Origin of the sequence: Pseudomonas sp. S5F11 (genome assembly GCF_019641515.1) — a bacterium.
Lineage (GTDB): Bacteria > Pseudomonadota > Gammaproteobacteria > Pseudomonadales > Pseudomonadaceae > Aquipseudomonas > Aquipseudomonas rhodesiae.
Genome location: NZ_JAIFJZ010000001.1, coordinates 2,337,100 through 2,356,519 on the forward strand (window position 1 = coordinate 2,337,100; position 19,420 = coordinate 2,356,519).

At 62.5% G+C, this 19,420-nt stretch carries 19 protein-coding genes; 5 read left to right on the forward strand and 14 right to left on the reverse strand.

The annotated features are described in order from the left end of the window. The first annotated feature begins 81 nt into the window (after window positions 1-81). The 3 genes from K1567_RS10630 to K1567_RS10640 are packed head-to-tail and all read left to right on the forward strand — an operon-like array spanning window position 82 to window position 3,655. Complete coding sequence (locus tag K1567_RS10630; RefSeq protein ID WP_034096119.1) at window positions 82-1,983, forward strand: sensor histidine kinase; 1,902 nt, start codon at window positions 82-84, stop codon at window positions 1,981-1,983. After that, entirely contained in the window at window positions 1,980-3,317 is a 1,338-nt protein-coding gene (locus K1567_RS10635) for a sigma-54 dependent transcriptional regulator (RefSeq protein WP_034096118.1), read from the forward strand. Before K1567_RS10630 ends, K1567_RS10635 begins: the two co-directional genes overlap by 4 nt. Further along, the gene (locus K1567_RS10640) at window positions 3,317-3,655 is read left to right on the forward strand and encodes a GlpM family protein (protein ID WP_034096117.1); all 339 of its coding nucleotides are present in this window, start codon (window positions 3,317-3,319) and stop codon (window positions 3,653-3,655) included. Before K1567_RS10635 ends, K1567_RS10640 begins: the two co-directional genes overlap by 1 nt. Window positions 3,656-3,852: 197 nt before the next feature. On the opposite strand, the gene K1567_RS10645 is transcribed toward K1567_RS10640, so the two are convergent. The 6 genes from K1567_RS10645 to K1567_RS10670 form a co-directional block, all read right to left on the reverse strand. Beyond that, window positions 3,853-5,250, reverse strand: a complete 1,398-nt coding sequence (locus K1567_RS10645; RefSeq protein WP_220698480.1) for a sigma-54 dependent transcriptional regulator — start codon at window positions 5,248-5,250, stop codon at window positions 3,853-3,855. Beyond that, window positions 5,240-7,009, reverse strand: a complete 1,770-nt coding sequence (locus tag K1567_RS10650; RefSeq protein ID WP_034111953.1) for a HAMP domain-containing sensor histidine kinase — start codon at window positions 7,007-7,009, stop codon at window positions 5,240-5,242. Before K1567_RS10650 ends, K1567_RS10645 begins: the two co-directional genes overlap by 11 nt. After that, window positions 7,006-8,133 carry a GNAT family N-acetyltransferase gene (locus K1567_RS10655; protein ID WP_034096114.1) on the reverse strand — a complete coding sequence of 376 codons (1,128 nt, stop codon included), beginning with the start codon at window positions 8,131-8,133 and terminating at the stop codon, window positions 7,006-7,008. Before K1567_RS10655 ends, K1567_RS10650 begins: the two co-directional genes overlap by 4 nt. A gap of 116 nt (window positions 8,134-8,249) precedes the next feature. Continuing rightward, on the reverse strand, window positions 8,250-9,104 hold the full coding sequence (locus K1567_RS10660; protein ID WP_213548804.1) for a carboxylesterase: 855 nt from the start codon (window positions 9,102-9,104) through the stop codon (window positions 8,250-8,252). Continuing rightward, window positions 9,101-10,495: an aspartate aminotransferase family protein gene (locus K1567_RS10665; RefSeq protein WP_034096112.1), complete on the reverse strand. Its 1,395-nt coding sequence runs from the start codon at window positions 10,493-10,495 to the stop codon at window positions 9,101-9,103. The genes K1567_RS10660 and K1567_RS10665 overlap by 4 nt, the downstream gene beginning before the upstream one ends. Next, window positions 10,488-11,186 carry an HAD-IB family phosphatase gene (locus K1567_RS10670; RefSeq protein WP_034111949.1) on the reverse strand — a complete coding sequence of 233 codons (699 nt, stop codon included), beginning with the start codon at window positions 11,184-11,186 and terminating at the stop codon, window positions 10,488-10,490. Before K1567_RS10670 ends, K1567_RS10665 begins: the two co-directional genes overlap by 8 nt. 229 nt (window positions 11,187-11,415) lie before the next feature. Between K1567_RS10670 and K1567_RS10675 the strand changes: the two genes are divergently transcribed. Further along, on the forward strand, window positions 11,416-12,186 hold the full coding sequence (locus K1567_RS10675; protein WP_220698481.1) for a MipA/OmpV family protein: 771 nt from the start codon (window positions 11,416-11,418) through the stop codon (window positions 12,184-12,186). Window positions 12,187-12,249: 63 nt separating this feature from the next. Here the strand turns inward: K1567_RS10675 and K1567_RS10680 are convergent, their stop codons facing one another. From K1567_RS10680 to K1567_RS10700, 5 genes are all read right to left on the reverse strand, one after another. Continuing rightward, window positions 12,250-12,654: an EamA family transporter gene (locus K1567_RS10680; RefSeq protein WP_034111943.1), complete on the reverse strand. Its 405-nt coding sequence runs from the start codon at window positions 12,652-12,654 to the stop codon at window positions 12,250-12,252. Further along, a complete protein-coding gene (locus K1567_RS10685) occupies window positions 12,651-13,031 on the reverse strand; it encodes an EamA family transporter (RefSeq protein WP_034096107.1) in 381 nt (126 codons plus the stop codon). Before K1567_RS10685 ends, K1567_RS10680 begins: the two co-directional genes overlap by 4 nt. Beyond that, window positions 13,028-13,948 (reverse strand): arginase, encoded by a 921-nt coding sequence (locus tag K1567_RS10690; RefSeq protein WP_034111941.1) that lies wholly within the window; start codon window positions 13,946-13,948, stop codon window positions 13,028-13,030. Before K1567_RS10690 ends, K1567_RS10685 begins: the two co-directional genes overlap by 4 nt. Window positions 13,949-14,130: 182 nt before the next feature. Next, entirely contained in the window at window positions 14,131-14,784 is a 654-nt protein-coding gene (locus tag K1567_RS10695) for a DsbA family oxidoreductase (protein WP_034096105.1), read from the reverse strand. A gap of 54 nt (window positions 14,785-14,838) precedes the next feature. Continuing rightward, the gene (locus K1567_RS10700; RefSeq protein WP_220698482.1) at window positions 14,839-15,858 is read right to left on the reverse strand and encodes an alpha/beta fold hydrolase; all 1,020 of its coding nucleotides are present in this window, start codon (window positions 15,856-15,858) and stop codon (window positions 14,839-14,841) included. Between the two features lie 182 nt (window positions 15,859-16,040). Here K1567_RS10700 and metR point away from each other — a divergent pair, with 182 nt between their 5' ends. Continuing rightward, on the forward strand, window positions 16,041-16,958 hold the full coding sequence (gene metR / locus K1567_RS10705) for a transcriptional regulator MetR (RefSeq protein ID WP_034096103.1): 918 nt from the start codon (window positions 16,041-16,043) through the stop codon (window positions 16,956-16,958). 137 nt (window positions 16,959-17,095) lie between these two features. Here the strand turns inward: metR and K1567_RS10710 are convergent, their stop codons facing one another. Genes K1567_RS10710 through K1567_RS10720 form a run of 3 tightly spaced genes read right to left on the reverse strand, consistent with a single transcriptional unit; the run spans window position 17,096 to window position 19,370 of the window. Next, window positions 17,096-17,602 carry a GNAT family N-acetyltransferase gene (locus K1567_RS10710; RefSeq protein ID WP_034096102.1) on the reverse strand — a complete coding sequence of 169 codons (507 nt, stop codon included), beginning with the start codon at window positions 17,600-17,602 and terminating at the stop codon, window positions 17,096-17,098. Between the two features lie 5 nt (window positions 17,603-17,607). Continuing rightward, window positions 17,608-18,021 carry an NUDIX domain-containing protein gene (locus K1567_RS10715; RefSeq protein ID WP_034111939.1) on the reverse strand — a complete coding sequence of 138 codons (414 nt, stop codon included), beginning with the start codon at window positions 18,019-18,021 and terminating at the stop codon, window positions 17,608-17,610. A 47-nt stretch (window positions 18,022-18,068) separates the two neighbouring features. Next, window positions 18,069-19,370, reverse strand: coding sequence for an HD domain-containing phosphohydrolase (locus K1567_RS10720; protein ID WP_034096100.1), 1,302 nt, complete (start codon window positions 19,368-19,370; stop codon window positions 18,069-18,071). Between the last annotated feature and the right edge of the window lie 50 nt (window positions 19,371-19,420).

Below are 19,420 nucleotides of genomic sequence, written 5' to 3' on the forward strand. Positions count from 1 at the left end.
GGTACATCTGTACTGAGCCACCGTCATCGGTGGCAAGCCCCCTCCTACATGGCAAGCTCTGGTTGACCCAAGGCATCTGTGATGAAATGCGACCCCAACCAATTTCGCGCCGCACCGCCATCACTTGCCGTGAAACCTCGCCTGATTCGCCAGTTGTTCCTGCCGCCGTTGATCATCGCCCTGATGATCGGCCTGGGTTACATCGGCTTCTGGATCAGTGAGTACTATGGCATCCGCACCCTCAGCGACAACGGCGAACGCCAGTTGGAGCTGCATGCCCGTACCGTCGAGAGCGAGATCAGCAAATACACCTACCTGCCCAGCCTGCTGGAGCTGGAAACCAGTGTCTCCACACTGCTGGCCGACCCGAATCAAGAAACCCGCAAAGCCGTCAACGATTACCTCGAAGGCCTGAACCGACGCAGCCGCAGCCGGGCCATCTACGTGATGGACACCACTGGCCGCGTACTCGCCACCAGTAACTGGCGCGATGCCGACAGTTACCAGGGGGAAGACCTGTCCTTCCGCGCGTATTTCCAGAACGCCGTGCGCGGCCAGCCCGGCCGTTTCTATGGCATCGGCAGCACCAACGGCGAGCCTGGCTACTACCTGGCCCATGGCCTGGAGGAGCACGGCAAAATCATCGGCGTCGCCGTGGTCAAAGTGCGCCTCGAAGCCCTGGAAGAGCGCTGGCAGCGTGCGCGTCTCGAAGCGTTCGTGAGCGACGAGAACGGCATCATCATTCTATCCAGCGACCCGGCCCGCCGCCTCAAGGCCGTGCGTCCACTGAGCGACGAGGTCAAAGAACGCCTCGCCCACAGCCTGCAATACTACTGGGCCACCTTGAACGAGCTGGAGCCCCTGGCACGCGAGCGTTTGAAGGAAGGCACGGAAAAACTGACCTTCCCGGCCAATAGTGAAGTGGTCAACGACGAGCACGAGGTCAGCTACCTGGCGCAATCGCGCCCGCTCAATGACACACCCTGGAGCTTCACCCTCCTCACCCCACTCAACGACCTGCGTCGCGCAGCGATCAATCAGGGCATCCTGGTGGCGGTCGCCTTCGGCCTGGTGGCATTCCTGCTGATTGCCTGGAACGAGCGACGCAAGGTCATCGCCACCCGCCTCGCCGCGCGGGAAGCCTTGCAGGAAGCCAACAGCCAACTGGAGCGGCGGATCGCCGAACGCACCGCCGACCTGCGCGCCAGCAACGAACGGCTCAAGGGCCAGATCCGCGAACGGCGCCAGGCCGAAGAAACCCTGCGCCGCGCCCAGGATGAACTGGTGCAGGCCGGTAAACTGGCGGCCATCGGCCAGATGTCCACCAGCATCGCCCATGAATTGAACCAGCCGTTGGCGGCGCTGCGCACCTTGTCCGGCAATACCGTGCGCTTCCTCGAACGCGGCGCGCTGGACACCGCCAGCACCAACCTCAAGACCATCAACGAACTGATCGACCGCATGGGCCGCATCACCGCCAGCCTGCGCTCGTTCGCCCGGCGTGGCGACGACCAGGGCCAAGCCAGCCTGGCCAAGGCTGTGGACGCCGCGCTCCAGGTGCTGAGCGCGCGTCTGGACAACCTGCCACTGACCTTGCACCGTGACTTTACCGACGCCCCATTGCAGATCGATCAGACGCGCCTGGAGCAGATCCTGGTCAACCTGATCGGCAACGCCCTGGATGCCATGCAGGCCCAGCCGGCGCCCGAACTGTGGCTGGAGGGCAGCAACGCCGAGGGCAAATACCGCTTGCAGGTGCGCGACAATGGCCACGGCATCGACCCCGAGGCGCGCAAACATTTGTTCGAACCGTTCTTTACCACCAAACCCGGCGAACAAGGCCTGGGCCTGGGGCTGACCCTGTCGGCCAGCCTGGCGGCGGCCACCGGCGGCAACCTCGCCGTGGAACACCCGCCCAGCGGTGGTACGGCCTTTGTCCTGAGCCTGCCATTGGCGGGCGCTCACCCCACTGAGTCGACATGAATACAGACCCCAATGACCTCACCGTCCTGATCGTCGAAGACGACCCCCATGTGCTGCTCGGTTGCCAGCAGGCCCTGGCGCTGGAAGACATCACCAGTGTGGGGGTGGCCAGCGCCGAGGAAGCCTTGAAGCGCGTCGGCGAGAACTTTGCCGGCATTGTCATCAGCGATATCCGCCTGCCGGGCATCGACGGCCTGGAGCTGCTCACCCGCCTCAAAGCCCTGGATAAAAGCCTGCCGGTGGTGCTCATCACGGGGCACGGCGATATTTCCATGGCCGTCGGGGCGATGCGCAACGGCGCCTATGACTTCATGGAAAAACCCTTCTCCCCCGAACGCCTGGTGGACGTCGCCCGGCGCGCCCTGGAGCAGCGCGGGCTGGCGCGGGAAGTCTGGGCGCTGCGCCGTCAACTGGCCGAACGCGACTCCCTGGAAGGCCGCATCATCGGGCGTTCGCCGGCCATGCAGAACCTGCGCGAATTGATCGCCAATGTCGCCGACACCTCAGCCAATGTGTTGATCGAAGGTGAGACCGGCACAGGCAAGGAACTGGTCGCCCGCTGCCTGCATGATTTCAGCCGGCGCCACGCCCACCAGTTCGTCGCCCTGAACTGCGGCGGCTTGCCGGAAAACCTGTTTGAAAGCGAGATTTTCGGCCACGAAGCCAACGCCTTCACTGGCGCCGGCAAGCGGCGTATCGGCAAGATCGAACACGCCCATGAAGGCACGCTGTTCCTCGACGAAGTGGAAAGCATGCCCATCAACCTGCAGATCAAACTGCTGCGGGTGTTGCAGGAGCGCACCCTGGAACGCCTAGGCTCCAACCAGAGCGTGGCGGTGGATTGCCGAGTGATTGCCGCGACCAAATCCGACCTGGACGAACTGAGCCGCGCCAGTCAGTTCCGCAGCGACCTGTATTACCGCCTCAACGTGGTCACCCTGGAGTTGCCGCCACTGCGCGAGCGCCGCGAAGACATCCTGCAATTGTTCGAGCATTTCCTGCAGCAGTCCTCCCTGCGTTTCGACCGCACCGCGCCGGAGCTGGATAACCAGACCCTATCCAGCTTGATGAGCCACGACTGGCCCGGCAACGTCCGCGAACTGCGCAACGTCGCCGAACGCTTCGCACTCGGCCTGCCCGCATTCAAAAAAAGCGGCGCCAGCAGCGGCGGCCAGGGGTTGGCCTTTACCGAGGCGGTGGAAGCCTTTGAGCGCAATTTGCTGATGGACGCCCTGCAACGCAGCGGCGGCAACCTGACCCAAGCCAGCCAGGAGCTGGGAATGGCCAAGACCACGCTGTTCGACAAAGTCAAAAAATATGGGTTGAGTCACTGATGGATCTGTTTCTGAAGGCCGCCCTGGGCGCGGCGGTGGTGCTGATACTCGCCGCGCTGGCCAAGACCAAGAACTATTACATTGCCGGGCTGGTGCCGCTGTTCCCGACCTTTGCGCTGATCGCCCACTACATCGTCGGCAAAGGCCGCTCGGTGGAAGACTTGAAGACCACCATCCTGTTCGGCATGTGGTCGATCATTCCGTACTTTGTGTACCTGGCTGCGTTGTATGTGATGGTCGACCGAATGCGCCTGGAGGCTTCTTTAGCCGTAGCGGCAGTAGCGTGGCTAATCGCCGCAACTGTGCTGGTAAGCGTCTGGGTACGCCTTCACACCTGACACACTGCGGTCAAACATGTGGGAGGGGGCTTGCCCCCGATAGCTGTGTGACAGTCAGCTCATCTGTAACTGGGCCACTGCAATCGGGGGCAAGCCCCCTCCCACCTTTGAAAGTTATTGCCTGGGCTGGATCAACTGAATCCCCTAACTGACTGGCATTAGGGCAAGCCTCCTCCCACAGTTTTATCCCGGTTGAGTCAGCGGACTATTTTGTCGACCTGGATGCCCAGCTTCTTCAGGCGATACCAGAAGCTGCGCTCGGAAATCCCGATCTTTGCCGCCGCCGCGGCCTGTACGCCGTTGCTCTCCTGTAACGCCGCCAGGATGTAGGCTTTCTCGACCTCGGCCAGCGCCGCATCCAAGTCCTGGGGAATGCCGGGGCCGTCGCTGAGAATCGTCGCCACGCCGCCCTCGCTGGGCTTGGAAGCAAACAGATAGCCTGGCAAATCGATGTCTTCGATCACGGGCGTGGCTGCCACGATGGTCGCGCGCTCCACGCAGTTTTGCAGCTCGCGGATATTACCCGGCCAGTGATACGCCGCCATGGCCTGCAAGGCCTCGGGGCTGAAACCGGTGATGCGTTTGCCGGCGGTGGCGCTCAGGGTCTGGGCGAAATGCCGGGCCAGGGGCGCGATGTCTTCCACCCGCTCGCGCAGGGCCGGCAGCGGGATCGGGAACACATTGAGGCGGTAATACAGGTCTTCGCGAAACTCTTTGTTGGCCACTGCATCCAGCAGGTTTTTATTGGTGGCGGCGATCACTCGCACGTCCACCTTGCGCTCGCGCGGGTCGCCCACCGGCTCAATCACCCGCTCCTGCAAGGCGCGCAGGATCTTGGCCTGCAAGGCCAGGGGCATATCGCCTACTTCATCGAGAAACAACGTGCCCTTGTCGGCCTGCTGGAAGCGCCCGACCCGGTCCGACACCGCGCCGGTGAACGCGCCCTTGCGATGGCCAAACATCTCGCTTTCCAACAAGCCTTCGGGAATCGCCGCGCAGTTGACCGCCACGAAGGGTTTGTCGGCGCGGCTGCCGTGCTTGTGGATGGCGCGCGCGACCATTTCCTTGCCGGTACCACTCTCGCCAGTCAGCAGGATGGTGGCGCTGCTGTCGCGCACCGAATCCACTGCCTGGAGCACCTTGCGAAACGCCGGGCTGTCGCCCACCAGGCTGTCGAACTGCGCGTGCTCATCCAGCTCGGCGCGCAGGCGTGCGTTGTCGCGCAGGATGTCGCGAAACTGCAGGGCTTTGGCCACGGTGATATCGAGTTCGTCGATATCGAACGGCTTGCCGATGTAGTCATAGGCGCCGTTACGCATCGACTGCACAGCGTTTTTCACTGTGCTGTAGGCAGTCATCACGATCACCGGCACGTGGGGGTAGCGCGTTTTGATTTCCGCCAGCAGCGCCGCACCGTCCATGCCCGGCATGCGCCAGTCACTGATCACCAGGTCGATGTCTTCCTGCTCCAACACCTTAAGCGCGTGCAGGCCGTTGCCGGCGGTGAATACTTGAATGCCGTTCTGGCCCAGGGCCGAGGCGAGCAAATCACACAGCTTGGGCTCATCGTCGACTACTAATACGTTATGCGTCATGACTGTCCTCGTCGTCTTCGCCCCGCGCCGGAATGTACAGGCTGAAGGTGGCGCCGGCCTCTTTCTCACTGGCGCATTCGATGCTGCCGTCGTGACTTTCCATGATCGAATAGACCTTGGCCAGCCCCAGCCCCGTGCCCGAAGCCTTGGTGGTGACAAACGGCGTGAAGATACGCTCGATCATCTCGGCGGGAATGCCTTGGCCGCTGTCGGCAATGCTGATGACGGTGTTGTCGCCCACGCTGCGAATGCCCAAGGTCAAACGCCCGCCGTCGGGCATGGCGTCGATAGCGTTGATGATCAGGTTGAGACACGCCTGTTTGAGTTGGCGGGCATCGGCATACAGCGTCGCCCCCGGCGACTGGTCGTCGATCTGCGCATCGATGTTATGGGTGGCCAGTTCCGGCGCGCAGAAGCCGAGGATTTCTTCCACCAGTGCACGCGCCGGTTGCACCACGCGCAGCGGCGGGTTGGGCTTGGCAAAGTCGAGAAACTCGGTGATCAGGTCATTGATGCGGCTGACTTCACTGATCACATATTCGAGGTGGCGCTTGTCGGCGTCCGGCAGGTCGGCGCGGCGGTGCAGCAACTGGGTGGCGGTCTTGATGATGCCCAACGGGTTGCGGATCTCGTGGGCCAGGCCCATGGCGACTTCGCCCAGGGCATGCAGGCGGTCGCGGCGCCGCAATTGGGCTTCGAGCTGGTGCAATTCGCCCAAGCGTTCGGTCATGTGGTTGAAGGTGCTGCTCAACTGGGCCAATTCGTCGCCGCCGCTGACCTCGACGCGGTGCGCATAATCGCCTGAGATCACCGCGCTGACGCCCTGGGACAGATCCCGCAGCGGCTTGGTCAGGCGTCGCGACACCAGCACCCCGGCCGCCAGGGACAACGCCGAGCTGAGCACAAAGATCAGCACGAACAAGTTGCTCTGGTTGACCAGCCCCACCAGGCTGGTGTGGCGCAGCAACCCGCTGAAAATCACGCCTTGCAACTCGCCGGCGTCGTTGAAGATTGGCCAGTACAGGCCGCTGTAGTTATGGGTGAACTGCTCGCTGGGTTGGCGCGTGCTGCGCATCGCGGTTTCGACGTCCTTGGGGATGCGCGAGGGGTGATCCTCGAAGCGTTGGGTCGAAAAGATTTCCGAGAAGCCGTCCGGGTTGGCCAGGTACAGGCGCAGGTCTAGGGAATGCACATCGGCCACGCTGGTGAGGAAGCTGCTGTCCAGGTAGGTGCCGACCAACAGCACATAGTCGACGCCCTCCTGGGTGGTCTCGAAGGTGGAGACCACGATGCCGGTGGAAACACCGCCCACCTGCACGGTCTGCAATACGGTGTTCCGGGCCAGGCTGATCTGTTTGACGATGTCGTCGGCGGCGGTGCTGAACACCGGTTTGTTGTCACTCACGCGGATCAGCGCGACCACATCGATGTCGGTGGCATCGGCTATGTCCGCGGTCAGACGATCGTGCTTGGCGGCTTGCCTGCTCTCTGGCGGACTGGTGTAGCGCAAGAACAGTTTGGCCATGCGCGCGTTGTCGTGAAGGATATCGCCGATCTCGTCCTTGACGATCTTGGTCGACTCCTGCAGCCAGATGCGCACGTTGCTGTCGAAAATTTCCGACAGCGTGGTGGCGGCCAATTCCGCCGCAATCATGGTGGGGATCACGCTGACCAACCAGAACGCCAGCACCAGCTTGCGCTGGACACTCCAGCGCGAAATGGCAAACGGACGGGCTTTCTGGCGGGTCTTGGTGATCATCGGGTTTCGCTTATTGCGGCAGCCATGGCAGGGTCGGAACGATCCGGTCGAATAAACAGTTTTACCAGCGCAAGCAGGCCGTTGACCAGGCGGTTGCGGTGTCGGAAGAACACCTGGTTGCCCTGGAACTCGCAGCCCAGGCGCAGCTTACTGGCATACCCGGCCTGCCCGCACTCGTACGCTGCAATTTTGTGTTGAATACAGTAGTCGACATTGGTCAGCCAACTGCGAAAGTACAGGTTGTGGTCGCGGGTGAAGGCGACGTCATGCCCGAAGAACTTGTCCACCAGCCGATGTTCGTCCCTGAGCATGAGGTTGAACGCCACCAGTTGCTCGTCCACCCAGTACAGCACACACACCGCGCGCCCTTCGAGGCGTTCGAGCACGCCGGTGAAGTAGTCGGCGGGCAAGCGTTCGAACTGCAATTCGGCGCGGGTAAGCGTGGCTTCGTACAGCCTCATGACCTCGGGCAGCACATCATCGATATTGTCCCGCCACTCGACACGCGGGCCTGGCGCGCGCAGCTTGCGGCGCAGGTCCTTGCGCGTGGATTTGCCCAGCGAGCCGAGGTAGGCGTCCACCGAGCCATAGGGCAGCGGCAGCACGCCGGTGGGCAGGCTCGGCATGCTCTGGAAACCGGCGGCGCGGCAACTTTCGCGCCAGTGCGGGTCATGGCTGGGGGCATCCTTGACCGCCAGCAGGCCGATGCCGAGGTCATCGGCGTCCTGTCGCGCGGCGTGCAACAGGTGCTTGAGCAACAGCGGTCGGCGCGCGGCCGGCACGTCACTGGCGAACCCGACGTCGCAGCGCTCGGCCACCGGCGAGCCCACTGCATACAACCCCAACTGCAAAGCCCCGGGCCACACGCGTTGCAAGCGCGTGGTCAGGCGCTTGCCGACACCGGACACAGTGGTGTCAAGGCGGTAATGGGTGATAAAGGCCGGCGCCACGGCCACCAGCGTTCCATTGTCGTACACGGCCAGATAGCGCCATTGAAAATCCTCGATGGCGGCGTTTTCCACGGCGACGTAGTAGTCCCAGTCCTCCAGCGCACCAGGAAAACAATCGTTCCAGGCACTGCGCTGGAGCGCCCGGATGGTTGCAAAGGCTTGGGTGGTGATCACGTGCTCCCCTTTTTTGGCTGAGGATCTAGTTGGGTCAGGTCGCGCGGTGAGCAGGCTTGACCCGCTCACCACCAAGAGCCTGATTGGCGCACAGCCCGCTCAGCACAACAGTCGCGTTAACCACAACACGCCAACACATCATCGTTCGCCCGTTCGCGGATGAAAGCGGCGCTCAGTTCGATCACCCGCCGGTATTGCAGGTCGACGGTGATCATGTGGTAGCAGTCGTCCAGCAGGATCTTGGTCACCGGCCCGCCGAAGTGGCGTTCGACGTAGTCGGCGTTCCAGCGGCTGGTGATATCGTCTTCGATCGAATGCAGCACCAGCGCCGGGACGTTGATCGACGGCATGCGTTTTTTCACCACGGCGTTCATCCAGTGCAACTCGCGCACCGTCACCCCTTCCATGGTCAATAACCCCGCCTCGCTGCTTTCACCCTCCTTCATCTGCCGCTCGACGATTGCCCGTAACCGTTGGTTCTTGATGCCGTAGGGCGGCTTTTCAGTAAACCGGAACAGGCGAACGCCGAACGGGATGCGGATCAGCAACGGCGTGATGAACGCCATTTTGCTGATGCTCCAGCCGTCGTACTTAAGGGTGGTGGAATACATCAGCAGCCCGGCGACTTGGCCCGGATGCTCCGAAGCCAGGTACATCGACATCACCGCGCCCATGGACAAGCCACCGACGAACACTTGCCCATGCCGCTGGCGCACCTGCACGAAGGTCTTGCGCACGCCTTCGTACCAGTCGCGCCAGCCGGTGGCCTGCAAGTCGCTGTTGCCGCCACAGTGCCCGGCCAGGGTCGGCACGTACACCGTGCACGTACCGTCCTTGGCCAGGCCCTTGGCGACCTGGCGCAATTCGTTCGGGGTGCCGGTCAGGCCATGGATCAACAGGACCCCGACCGGACCGTTGCCGAGCACGAAACCGGCATCACCTTCACCGAGGTCGAACCCGTGACTGTTCACCGGTTGGTCGCCCGTACCAGCAGTTGTTCCAGCAGCTTGAGGCCCAGTTCGATTTCCGGGTAGCTGATTTCCAGGGACGGCGCCAGGGTGATCACGTTTTTGTAGTAACCGCCTACGTCGAGGATCAGGCCGAGTTTCTGCCCGTCGACCACCATATCGCCCTTCATGCCTTCCTCGACCATGTAGTCCAGGGTTGCCTTGTCCGGGGTGAAACCGTCCGGGCCGCAGATTTCGCAGCGCAGGGCCAGGCCCAGGCCGTCCACGTCACCGATGATCGGGAAACGCTTCTGCAAATCCTGCAAACCTTCAAGGAAGAACTTGCCCTTGGCCATCACCATCGCGCCGTAGTCGACTTCGTTGGTCATCTTGAACATTTCCAGGCCCACCGCCGTGCCCAGCGGGTTGGAGGCGAAGGTGGAGTGGGTCGAGCCTGGCGGGAAGATCTTCGGGTTGATCAACTCTTCGCGAGCCCAGATACCACCCAGGGGGTTGAGGCCGTTGGTCAGCGCCTTGCCGAACACGATCACATCGGGCTGCACGTCGAAGTGCTCGATCGACCACAGCTTGCCGGTGCGATAGAAGCCCATCTGGATTTCATCGGAAACCAGCAGAATGCCGTGCTGATCCAGCACTTGCTTGAGTTCGCGATAGAAGTTCATCGGCGGGATCACGTAACCGCCGGTGCCCTGGATCGGCTCAACGTAGAACGCAGCGTATTCGCTCTGGCCGACTTTCGGGTCCCACACGCCGTTGTATTCGGTCTCGAACAGCCGCGCGAATTGCTGCACGCAGTGGCTGCCATATTCTTCCTTGGTCATGCCCTTGGGCCCACGGAAGTGGTACGGAAACGGGATGAACTGCGCGCGCTCGCCAAAGTGGCCGTAGCGGCGACGGTAGCGGTAGCTGGAAGTGATCGACGAAGCACCGAGGGTGCGCCCGTGGTAACCGCCTTCGAAGGCGAACATCAAACTCTTGCCGTTGGTAGCGTTGCGCACCACTTTCAGGGAGTCTTCAATCGATTGCGAGCCGCCGACATTGAAGTGCACGCGACCGTCGCGACCGAACTTGTTTTTGGCGTCCACCGCGATCATTTCCGACAGCTCGATCTTGCCCTTGTGCAGGTACTGGCTGGCGATTTGCGGCAGGGTATCGATCTGCTGTTTCAGCGCGTTGTTCAGGCGCGGGTTGGCGTAGCCGAAGTTGACCGCCGAGTACCACATTTGCAGGTCGAGGTAGGCCTGGTCTTCGGTGTCCCACACGTAGGAGCCTTCGCAGCGGCTGAAAATGCGCGGCGGCTCGATGTAGTGGACGGTGTCCCCGTAGGAGCAATACTTGGCTTCTTTATCCAGAAGCACCTGGTCTTCGGCGGTAGCGATGCGGATATCAGACATGATGGAAGAGTTCCTGAGAGTCGGTAGCAAAGGAGGTGGCGTTGGCGGCAAGGCTCTGCGGGAGCCGCGCCAGCAGTGCGGTCACTTCGGCGAAGGTGTCGAAGCGCGCGTGGGGGATGGCATTGGCGGTGCAGTACTCGGCGAGGCTGCCCTTGGCGAATACGAAGTCGGCGGTGGACGCCACGCACATGTCGGACTTGCCGTCGCCGATCACCAGCACCCGCTTGTTGCCTGGCGTGGATTTGCACTTGCAGTTGCCGGATGCAGCGCGGCAGGCATCGCTGGAATACGGGAAGTCGATGCGCCAGCTGTTCTGGTCGACCTGGCGCAGGCGGTTGGCGAGGATCGGCAGCAAGGTCACGTAGTTGCGCGACAAAATCCGCGCGATGCCTTGCTCGATGCCGTCGCTGACCACTTCCAGGCTCGCCCCCAGGCCGAGGACGTGATCGACGAAGTCCGGAAAGTCCGGGTCGATCTCGACGCTGTCGAAGTACGCCAGCAGCTCGCTGGGCGTGGCTTTGATCAGCGCCAGTTGGCGGCTCAGGCATTCGCGTGAACCGATATGCCCGTCCAGCCATTGCTGCTCGATGGTTTCCCACTCGGGGCCGGCGAAGCGTTGGAGGACGTTGTCGATGACATCGGTGGGCGTGATGGTCCCGTCGAAGTCACACACGATATGCCAGTCAATCATCTGCGTTTACCTTGAAGAGGGCGCGCTGCATGCGCTTGCACCAGGGGTAGAGCAGAGACTGTGCCAACTGGCCATCACCCCGTGGGGCCGGGGCTTTGCTCGGGGTACGCAGGTGATAAGTGTCGTGGAAGCTACAATTTTTGTAGCTTGCTACAAACAAGATGAGTGCTTGCACGGCCGCCATGCTTTGCGCGTTCATGCGCGGGTATTCAATCAAGGAACAGTGACCATGTTGAGGATCACCCACGCGGCATTCGCCGGTTTACTTGGCCTGTGGAGTGTCTCCAATGCCGCGTTTGCCGACGGCATCAGCGGTGAAGTCGGCGCCGGCCTGAGCTACCAGCCCCACGACCCGACCGGCAGCCGCTACGAAACCCGGCCCGTGCCCTATGTGGACCTGGACTGGGGCAATGTCAGCCTCAGCACCGACGACGGCCTGACCTGGAGCGCGTTGAACACCCACGGTTTCAGCGCTGGGCCGTATATCAATTACCTGCAGGGACGCACTTCCAACGGCTCGCTAAAGGGCCTGCGCAATGTGTCGGACATGGCTGAGATCGGTGGTTTCGTGCAGTACGCACCGGCTGATTTCTGGCGGGTCTACGCGCAGTTGGGCCAGGCCGTTGGCGGCGGCCACGCCCAGAGCGGCACGTTGGGCAAACTGGGTGGCGAACTGGGCTACCCGCTGGGCGGCGGAATCATCGGCAGCAGCGGCCTGGTGGCGCATTTCGCCGACGCACGGCAGACCAACACGTTTTTCGGCGTGGACGACCACGAGGCCGCCGCCACCGGGTATCGCCCATACAGCGCCAGCGGCGGCTTCCAGAATGTAACGCTGACCCAGAGTTTCGAATTCCCCCTGGCGCCCCACTGGTCCCTGTTGACCAGCGCCAGCTGGGTGCACTTGGTGGGCTCGGCGGCGGACAGCAGCATCGTCAAGCAGACTGGCGATGTGAACCAGGGGCAGGTGCAGACGGCGATCAGCTACAAGTTCGACTGATTCAATGTGGGAGGGGCTTGCCCCTCCCACCCATGAACATCGGGGGGCCAAGCCCCTCTACCATCAGTTCTCTTCGCCTTCGGCCAGCAAGGCGATGCCGCCAATGATCACTGCAACCCCCACCCAGTGCAGCAGGCTGATATGTTCCCCCAGCCCCAGCCACGACCCCAACAGCACCACCACGAACACCAGCGAACTCAGGGGAAAGGCCAGGGACAAACTGCTGCGCCGCAGGATCAGCATCCACACGAAAAACGCGCCGATGTAGCAGGCAATCGCCGCCAGGATGCCGGGGTTATGCGCGACTTCCACCAGCCACCGCCAATTGAAATCCATCTGTCCCAGCTGATCGCCGGCGACCTTGGTAAACAGCTGGCCGGCGCTCTCGGTGCAGATCAGCAGGGCCCACAGCACCACCGTGCCCAAGCGTTCGTGCAGCCAACCGGCATTGACGTTCTGCGTACTCATGCCTGCCCTCCTCCAATCGCCACCAGCATCACCCCTAAGGTGATCACCAAGGTTCCCAGCCAGCGCCGACGGCTGACGGTTTCCCCCAGCACCAGTTTGCCGACCAGCACCACCCCGCAATACGCCAGCGCCGCCGCCGGAAACAGCAAGCTCAGCGGCGCGCGCGACAAGGCTTCGAGCCAGACGAAAAACTCGATCACATAGGCACCGATCCCCGCCCACAACAACGGCGCATTGAATACCTGCCCCCAGAACGCATTCAGGCGAAAGCCGCCCTCCAGCTCCGGCAAACGGTCCAGGCCCATCTTGAAACACAGTTGGCCGATCACATCGAGCACGATCGAAAACGCCACCAGCACCACTACGGTCAGGGTCACGGGAACAACTCCTCAAACAGTTCGATCAGGGCTTGATTGGTCGCGGCATTGCGCTGCAAGTCCTCAGGGCTCCAGCGCTCGGCGGGGGGTTGATCGGACTTGGCCTCCCAGCGCTTGAACGCGTTGCTGAACGCTGGCGTGGCGAACTCGCCGCACACGTCGATGCCGATAATGCGTTTGCGCGCGGCCAAGGCGCGCAGGGCCTGGAGCAAGTGGGTCAGGCGCATGCCGCCCTGGTCCCAGTTGGTGGCCGCGTCTTCGCTGGCCAGCACGTCTTTATCAACGGTGATCCACACCGCTTCGGTGGGCAGGCTGCTGATCATCTCCTCAAGAAATGCCGTCCAATCCAGCTCCGCCAGGTTGCGCCAATACAGCTGATCTTCACGCTGCTGATGCCCGGCGCCATCGCCGATCCGCCCCCACACTTTCGACGGCGCATGCTGCCAGGGAAACAGCTGTAACTGCCCGCGCCTGAGGGCGCCCAGGTTACCGCCGCGCAGTTGCGGGTTATGCAGGTCGTCACTGCATGGGCCGAGGGTGACGATGCGTTTGATAGCCGGCATTTTCAGCGCACGGTTGACCCACGAGCCGCAGTGACGCTTGGGCGCAAAGCGCACCCAGTCGGGGTGATTATCGAAGTGGATCAGGCTGACCGGCTCTTTCAAATCGGCCAGGAACGCCGGGGTGAGGTGGTGATAATCGCCGGAGCCAATAAACAGGATTTCCGGTCGCGCGTCGGTGGGCCGAGGCCGCTGGGCCAGACGTTCGACGAAGCGCTTCCAGGTGTTTGCGGTGGACCACAGCCGCAGCTTGGGGCCCAGGTCCAGCAGGTCGATACGCGTGGCCTGGCCGCTGGCCAACCGCCGGGCAATCGGCGCCTGCGCAGTGAGGCTGTGGTCAAGATCGAGAATATTCAAGGCAGTGTTCCCCTAAGGCTTTAGGGGGTCAATGCAAGGCGCGGGCCAGCACTTACTCCATGCACACTGCCATACCCTGTGGGAGAGGGCTTGCCCTCGATAGGTGGTTGGAGCGCTACAAGCGCTGACCGACACTCAGCCATCGAATCGTCGCAGCGCCCCCCACCTTTGGAGAGGGGGCTCTAGTTTTTGGCTTCGTTGATGATCTGGCGAATCGCGCCCACAAAGGCTTCGGCCGGTTGGCCACCGCTCACGGCGTATTGGTCGTTGAACACGATGGTGGGCACCGAACTCACGCCCCGGGAAACCCACAGTTGCTCTTGCTCGCGAACGTCGGCGGCGTATTCGTCGCTGGCGAGGATCTGGGCTGCGCGCTGGATATCCAGGCCGACGCTTTCGGCGATGATCGCCAGGGTGGCGTGGTCGGAGGGGTTCTGCTGGTCGGTGAAGTAGGCCTTGAACAAGGCTTCCTTGAGGTTGTACTGCAAGCCTTCAAGGCCGGCCCAATGCAGCAGGCGATGCGCATCGAACGTGTTGTAGATGCGGCTCTGGCCATCGGTGCGAAAGGCAAAGCCCAACGCCGCGCCCAGATCGCGGATGCGCGCGCGATTGGCCTGGGACTCTTCAGCGCTGGAGCCGTATTTCTCGGTGATGTGTTCGACGATGTTCTGCCCTTCGGCCGGCATGTTCGGGTTGAGTTCGAACGGCTGGAAGTGGATCTCGGCCTGTACCTCGGCGCCCAGTTGGTCCAGGGCATCGGTCAGGCCGCGCAGGCCGATGATGCACCAGGGACAGGACACATCGCTGACGAAATCGATTTTCAGGGGAGTACTCATGCTAGGCAACCTCGCAGGCCATATGCGCCATAAAGGTTGCACCATACACCAATGTCACAACACCTTCGAAGGCGCCACGGGCTCGATGCGTGCCCAGTGCGCGGCATCCTCGCGATGGGCTTGCAGGTACGGCAGCACCGCCGTCAGCAGCGGCGCCTTGAACGCTTCCTGAAACCGGTGGGCCATGCCTGGGATCAGCTTCAACTGGCTACCCTGGATATGCGCCGCCAGGTGCACGCCGTGCATCACCGGCAGCAACGGGTCGGCGGTGCCGTGGACCACCAGCGTCGGCACGCGCAGCTGGTTGAGCAAAGGCACGCGGCTGGGTTCGGCGAGGATCGCCATGATCTGGCGCTTCACGCCTTCGGGGTTGAACGCGCGATCATAGGACAGCGCCGCCTGGTGCAGCAGAGCCTGGCGATCGTCCTTGATGTTTGGGCTGCCCAGTGCCGCCAGCAGATCGGCCTGTTGCTCCAGAGCGACTTCGCGATTGGGCGCGCTGCGCCGCGACAACAACTGCACAAGCGCCGCGTTCGGCGCCGGCAGCCCTTCGGCGCCGGAGCTGGTCATGATCAGGGTGAGGCTCTCGACCCGCTGCGGCGCCATGGCCGCCAGGTGCTGGGCGATCATGCCGCCCATGCTGGCGCCGAGTACGTGAAATTGCTGGATCTGCAACGCATCCATCAGGCCCAAGGCGTCGTCGGCCATATCGGTCAGGGTGTAGGGCGCCGACACCGGCAGGCCGAGCTTGTAGCGCAGCACTTCAAAAGTCAGGTTGGCGCTGGCCGGCGCTTGGCGCCAAGTGGACAGGCCGACATCACGGTTGTCATAGCGGATCACCCGAAAGCCTTGCTGACACAGGGCGACTACCACTTCATCCGGCCAATGGATCAGTTGCCCGCCCAGGCCCATCACCAACAACAAGGCCGGGTCCGAAGCACGGCCGATGCTTTGATAGGCAAGGCCCACCTGATCCAGATCGACCGTTTGGGTCGGGACGTTGATATCGCAACGGGAGGCCGCAAAAGACGGCAGGCCGAACAGCAAGGCGGCCAATAAAAACAACACACGCATGAAAAACACCAAAACGCAGAACCCCAGTAGAGCGCGAGTCTGATGAAGTTTGTTCAAGCGCGCTGCCACAGTTCCATGACAGTTTGATGAAGAGTGCCCGGTGGTCATGGTCGACATGCTTTGCAACATGAGCCAAACTCACGCCATTGCACTTCAACACAAATTGCCCTCATGGAGAGCCCGTGCTCGAAATCCGTCACTTAAAGACCCTGCACGCCCTGCGCGAAGCCGACAGCCTGGTGGAAGCCGCCGAGCGCCTGCATCTGACGCAATCGGCGCTGTCCCACCAGTTCAAGGAGCTGGAGGAACGCCTGGGCATGCCGCTGTTCGTGCGCAAGACCAAACCGCTGCGCTTCACCAGCGCCGGCCTGCGCCTGCTGCAATTGGCCGATGCCACCCTGCCCTTGCTGCGCGGCGCCGAGCGCGATATCGCGCGCCTGGCCGGCGGCACCGCCGGGCGCTTGCACATGGCGATCGAATGCCACAGTTGCTTCCAGTGGCTGATGCCGACCATCGACCAGTTCCGCGACGCCTGGCCGGAAGTCGAGCTGGATTTGGCCTCCGGTTTTGCCTTCGCCCCGCTGCCGGCCCTGGCCCGTGGCGACCTGGACCTGGTGGTGACCTCCGACCCGCTGGAGCTGCCGGGCATCACCTATGTACCGTTGTTTACCTACGAGGCGATGCTGGCCGTGGCCAATCAGCATGCGCTGGCGAACAAGTCGTATATCGTGCCGGAAGACTTGCTCAGCGAAACCCTGATCACCTACCCGGTGGAACGCGACCGCCTGGACATCTTCACGCGCTTTCTGGAACCGGCCGACGTGGAACCGGCCCAGGTGCGCACCTCCGAGCTGACGGTGATGATGATGCAACTGGTGGCCAGCGGCCGTGGCGTGTGCGGCATGCCCCATTGGGCGCTGCATGAATACAGCTCGCGCGGCTACGTAAAGGCCAAGCGCCTGGGTGAGAAAGGGTTGTTCGCGACGTTGTACGCCGGCATTCGCGCCGACATGTTGGATGCGCCGTATATGCGCGACTTCCTGCTGACGGCCAAGGACACGTCGTTTTCCACGTTGGACGGGGTGAGTGCGGTGCGCTGATGGGGCGGGTCAGCCGACACAGCGTTACTGGCCAGCCGTTAGGATGCGTAGATGCCTATAAGCATCGGGGGCAAGCCCCCTCCCACCGTTGATGTCATTGCCTGGGCGGGATCATACGGCGCACTAACGCGCCGGCCTCAGTTAACCCTGAGTTCGCGCCACATATGGATCTTGTCGAAGTAGTCCTCCCCCACTCGCACCGCCAGCGGTTCCAGGCCGTATTGGATAAAGCCGCAGCGTTGGTACAGCGTGAACGCTGCGGTGTTGCCGGCGGTGACGGTGAGTTGGATGACTTTAAGGCGCGGGTGCCGCCGTGCTTCGGCCAGCGCCGCTTCCACCAGCCGGCGGCCCAGCCCCTGTTGCTGGGACTGCGTGGTCACGTACATGCCGAACAACGTGACCTTGTGCCGCGCCTTTTCCCGGGGTTCGAAAGCCAGGCCGACAATCCCGGCCAATCGCTCGCCGTCAAAACCGCCCAGCAGGCTATCCAGCGGGTTGTCGAGGCGCTTCTGCCACCAGCTCAAGGGCATGGCGGCGCGTTCGGCCACGCTGGAGGTGAATGCCTGGGGGTAGGTGTCGTAAGCCTCCAACATCAACGCCCGATAAGCCTCGGCATCCTCGGGCCCCAGCGCACGGATCAGCATGGGCGTCAGGCCGGGGTGGCCAGGGACGAGCGATAGAACGGCAGGATCAGGTCACGGGTCAGGGGCGCCAGGACCAGGCCGCCGTCACCGGCCGGGTCGATCCAGCGCACTTCCTCGATCTCGGCGGCGGGGGCCACGGGTACGTCGATGTTGACCTGGAACAGCTCGGCTTCCACGGTGCAACCCGGCTCGTTAGCCGCCGGGGCCGAGAAGTGGCCCAAGTAGGCCGCCGCTTCAGGGTCGATACGCAGGTTCAGTTCCTCGAACAGCTCACGGGCCAATGCTTCGGCGGGTTGCTCGCCGGCGTCGATCTTGCCGCCCGGTTGCATAAAAGCCTGGGTGCCGCGTTTACGCACCAGCAGGGTCTGGCCGTCGTCGCCGATCAGGAGGGCGGCGGCGATGCGGATAGTGGTGGACATACGATAAAAACCTTGCATTCAAATCAGTGAAAATCACCGCCCAAGGCTCACGCCTCGTCCGGTTCCTTGATAAAGACGCTGTACTTGGCCCCCTCCATCGCCTCGAACGCAATCAGCTTGTCCACCAGCGGTAGGTTCAGCACCTTGCCGGCGTTGAGCAGCAGCATGCCGTTGTCTGCGTTGAGGTTGCGCGCCAGGATCATACCGTCCTGCAGTTCCCGGGTGGTCAGCACCTTGACGGTCGGGTCGCCCAGGGTCACGTCGCTGAGGAAGGTGGCGCAGGCCTGCACAAAGCCCTCGATCAACTCCGGATCATACAGACGCCCGGCGTATTTGCGGATGAACAACAGCGCTTCGTCGCTGTTCATCTGCCGCTCCAGGATCAGGCCTTTTTGCAGTTCGATAAAATCCACCGCCAGCTTCAGCAGGCGCGAACCGAAGGGAATCGCATCACCCTTGAGGTGATCGGGAAAGCCGCTGCCGTCCCAGCGCTCCTGGTGATGACGAATGATCCGCGCGGCATCTTTCATCGGTTCCAGGGTCATCAACAGCGATTCGCTCTGGGTCGGATAACCGCGATAGCGCTCACGGTCGGTGCTGTGCAGCTTGTCCGCCGGTTCCATCAGCATGCTGTCGGTCCAGCTCAGCTTGCCGATGTTGTACAGCGCGGCCGCCATGGCCAGATCGCGGGCACTGGACTCGTCGATGCTCTGCGCTGCGCAATACACGCGCACCAGTTCGATCAGCGCGCGGTTGGTTTGCTTGCTCTTGGGCAAGCGCAGGTTGGCCAGCAGCGAAAACACTTCTGTGCCGGTCACGTAGCTGCGCTTGAGCTCGTCGTAGGCCAGATCGAGCATATCGGCGGTCTGCTGCAACTCGCTGGTGCGCGCCGCCACGCGTTTTTCCAGGGTGGCGTTCAATTGCTTGAGCTGCTCGTTCTGAACCTGGGTCAGACGCTCCAGGCGCTGATGCTCCAGGGTCTGGCGCAAGACCAGCTGCAGTTCTTCGTCATTCCAGGGCTTGCTGATGTAGCGGTGGATATGCCCTTCGTTGATCGCCTTGACGATCGTCGGCAGGTCGGCGTAACCGGTGAGCAGGATGCGGCTGGTGCCGGGGTACAGCCGATGGACCTCGGCCAGTAACTGCGCGCCGTCCATGCCCGGCATACGCGCGTCGGTCATCACCAGGTCGATGGGTTGGGCGGCCATGATGTCCAGGGCCTGGGCGCCGCTGCCCGCCAGCACCACGTCGAAAGGCTGGCCGCGCAGCAGGCGGCGCAGGCTGTTTAGGATCGACTCTTCATCGTCGACCAACAAAATCGTGGGTTTCGTCGCCAGTTGTTCATCCATGCCTACGCGCCTTCAAATTAAACGGAATTGAGCTAAATTGAACCGTCTTG

Bases quoted from the DNA above. Each gene is read 5' to 3' on its own strand.
- K1567_RS10640 (WP_034096117.1), top strand. From the start codon at position 3,317: ATGGATCTGTTTCTGAAGGCCGCCCTGGGCGCGGCGGTGGTGCTGATA.
- K1567_RS10670 (WP_034111949.1), bottom strand. From the start codon at position 11,186: ATGATTGACTGGCATATCGTGTGTGACTTCGACGGGACCATCACGCCC.
- K1567_RS10720 (WP_034096100.1), bottom strand. From the start codon at position 19,370: ATGGATGAACAACTGGCGACGAAACCCACGATTTTGTTGGTCGACGAT.
- K1567_RS10665 (WP_034096112.1), bottom strand. From the start codon at position 10,495: ATGTCTGATATCCGCATCGCTACCGCCGAAGACCAGGTGCTTCTGGAT.
- K1567_RS10695 (WP_034096105.1), bottom strand. From the start codon at position 14,784: ATGAGTACTCCCCTGAAAATCGATTTCGTCAGCGATGTGTCCTGTCCC.
- K1567_RS10710 (WP_034096102.1), bottom strand. From the start codon at position 17,602: ATGCTGATCCGTGCGCTGGGGCCCGAGGATGCCGAGGCTTATCGGGCG.
- K1567_RS10635 (WP_034096118.1), top strand. From the start codon at position 1,980: ATGAATACAGACCCCAATGACCTCACCGTCCTGATCGTCGAAGACGAC.
- K1567_RS10680 (WP_034111943.1), bottom strand. From the start codon at position 12,654: ATGAGTACGCAGAACGTCAATGCCGGTTGGCTGCACGAACGCTTGGGC.
- K1567_RS10715 (WP_034111939.1), bottom strand. From the start codon at position 18,021: ATGTCCACCACTATCCGCATCGCCGCCGCCCTCCTGATCGGCGACGAC.
- K1567_RS10675 (WP_220698481.1), top strand. From the start codon at position 11,416: ATGTTGAGGATCACCCACGCGGCATTCGCCGGTTTACTTGGCCTGTGG.
- K1567_RS10645 (WP_220698480.1), bottom strand. From the start codon at position 5,250: ATGACGCATAACGTATTAGTAGTCGACGATGAGCCCAAGCTGTGTGAT.
- K1567_RS10700 (WP_220698482.1), bottom strand. From the start codon at position 15,858: ATGCGTGTGTTGTTTTTATTGGCCGCCTTGCTGTTCGGCCTGCCGTCT.
- K1567_RS10650 (WP_034111953.1), bottom strand. From the start codon at position 7,009: ATGATCACCAAGACCCGCCAGAAAGCCCGTCCGTTTGCCATTTCGCGC.
- K1567_RS10630 (WP_034096119.1), top strand. From the start codon at position 82: ATGAAATGCGACCCCAACCAATTTCGCGCCGCACCGCCATCACTTGCC.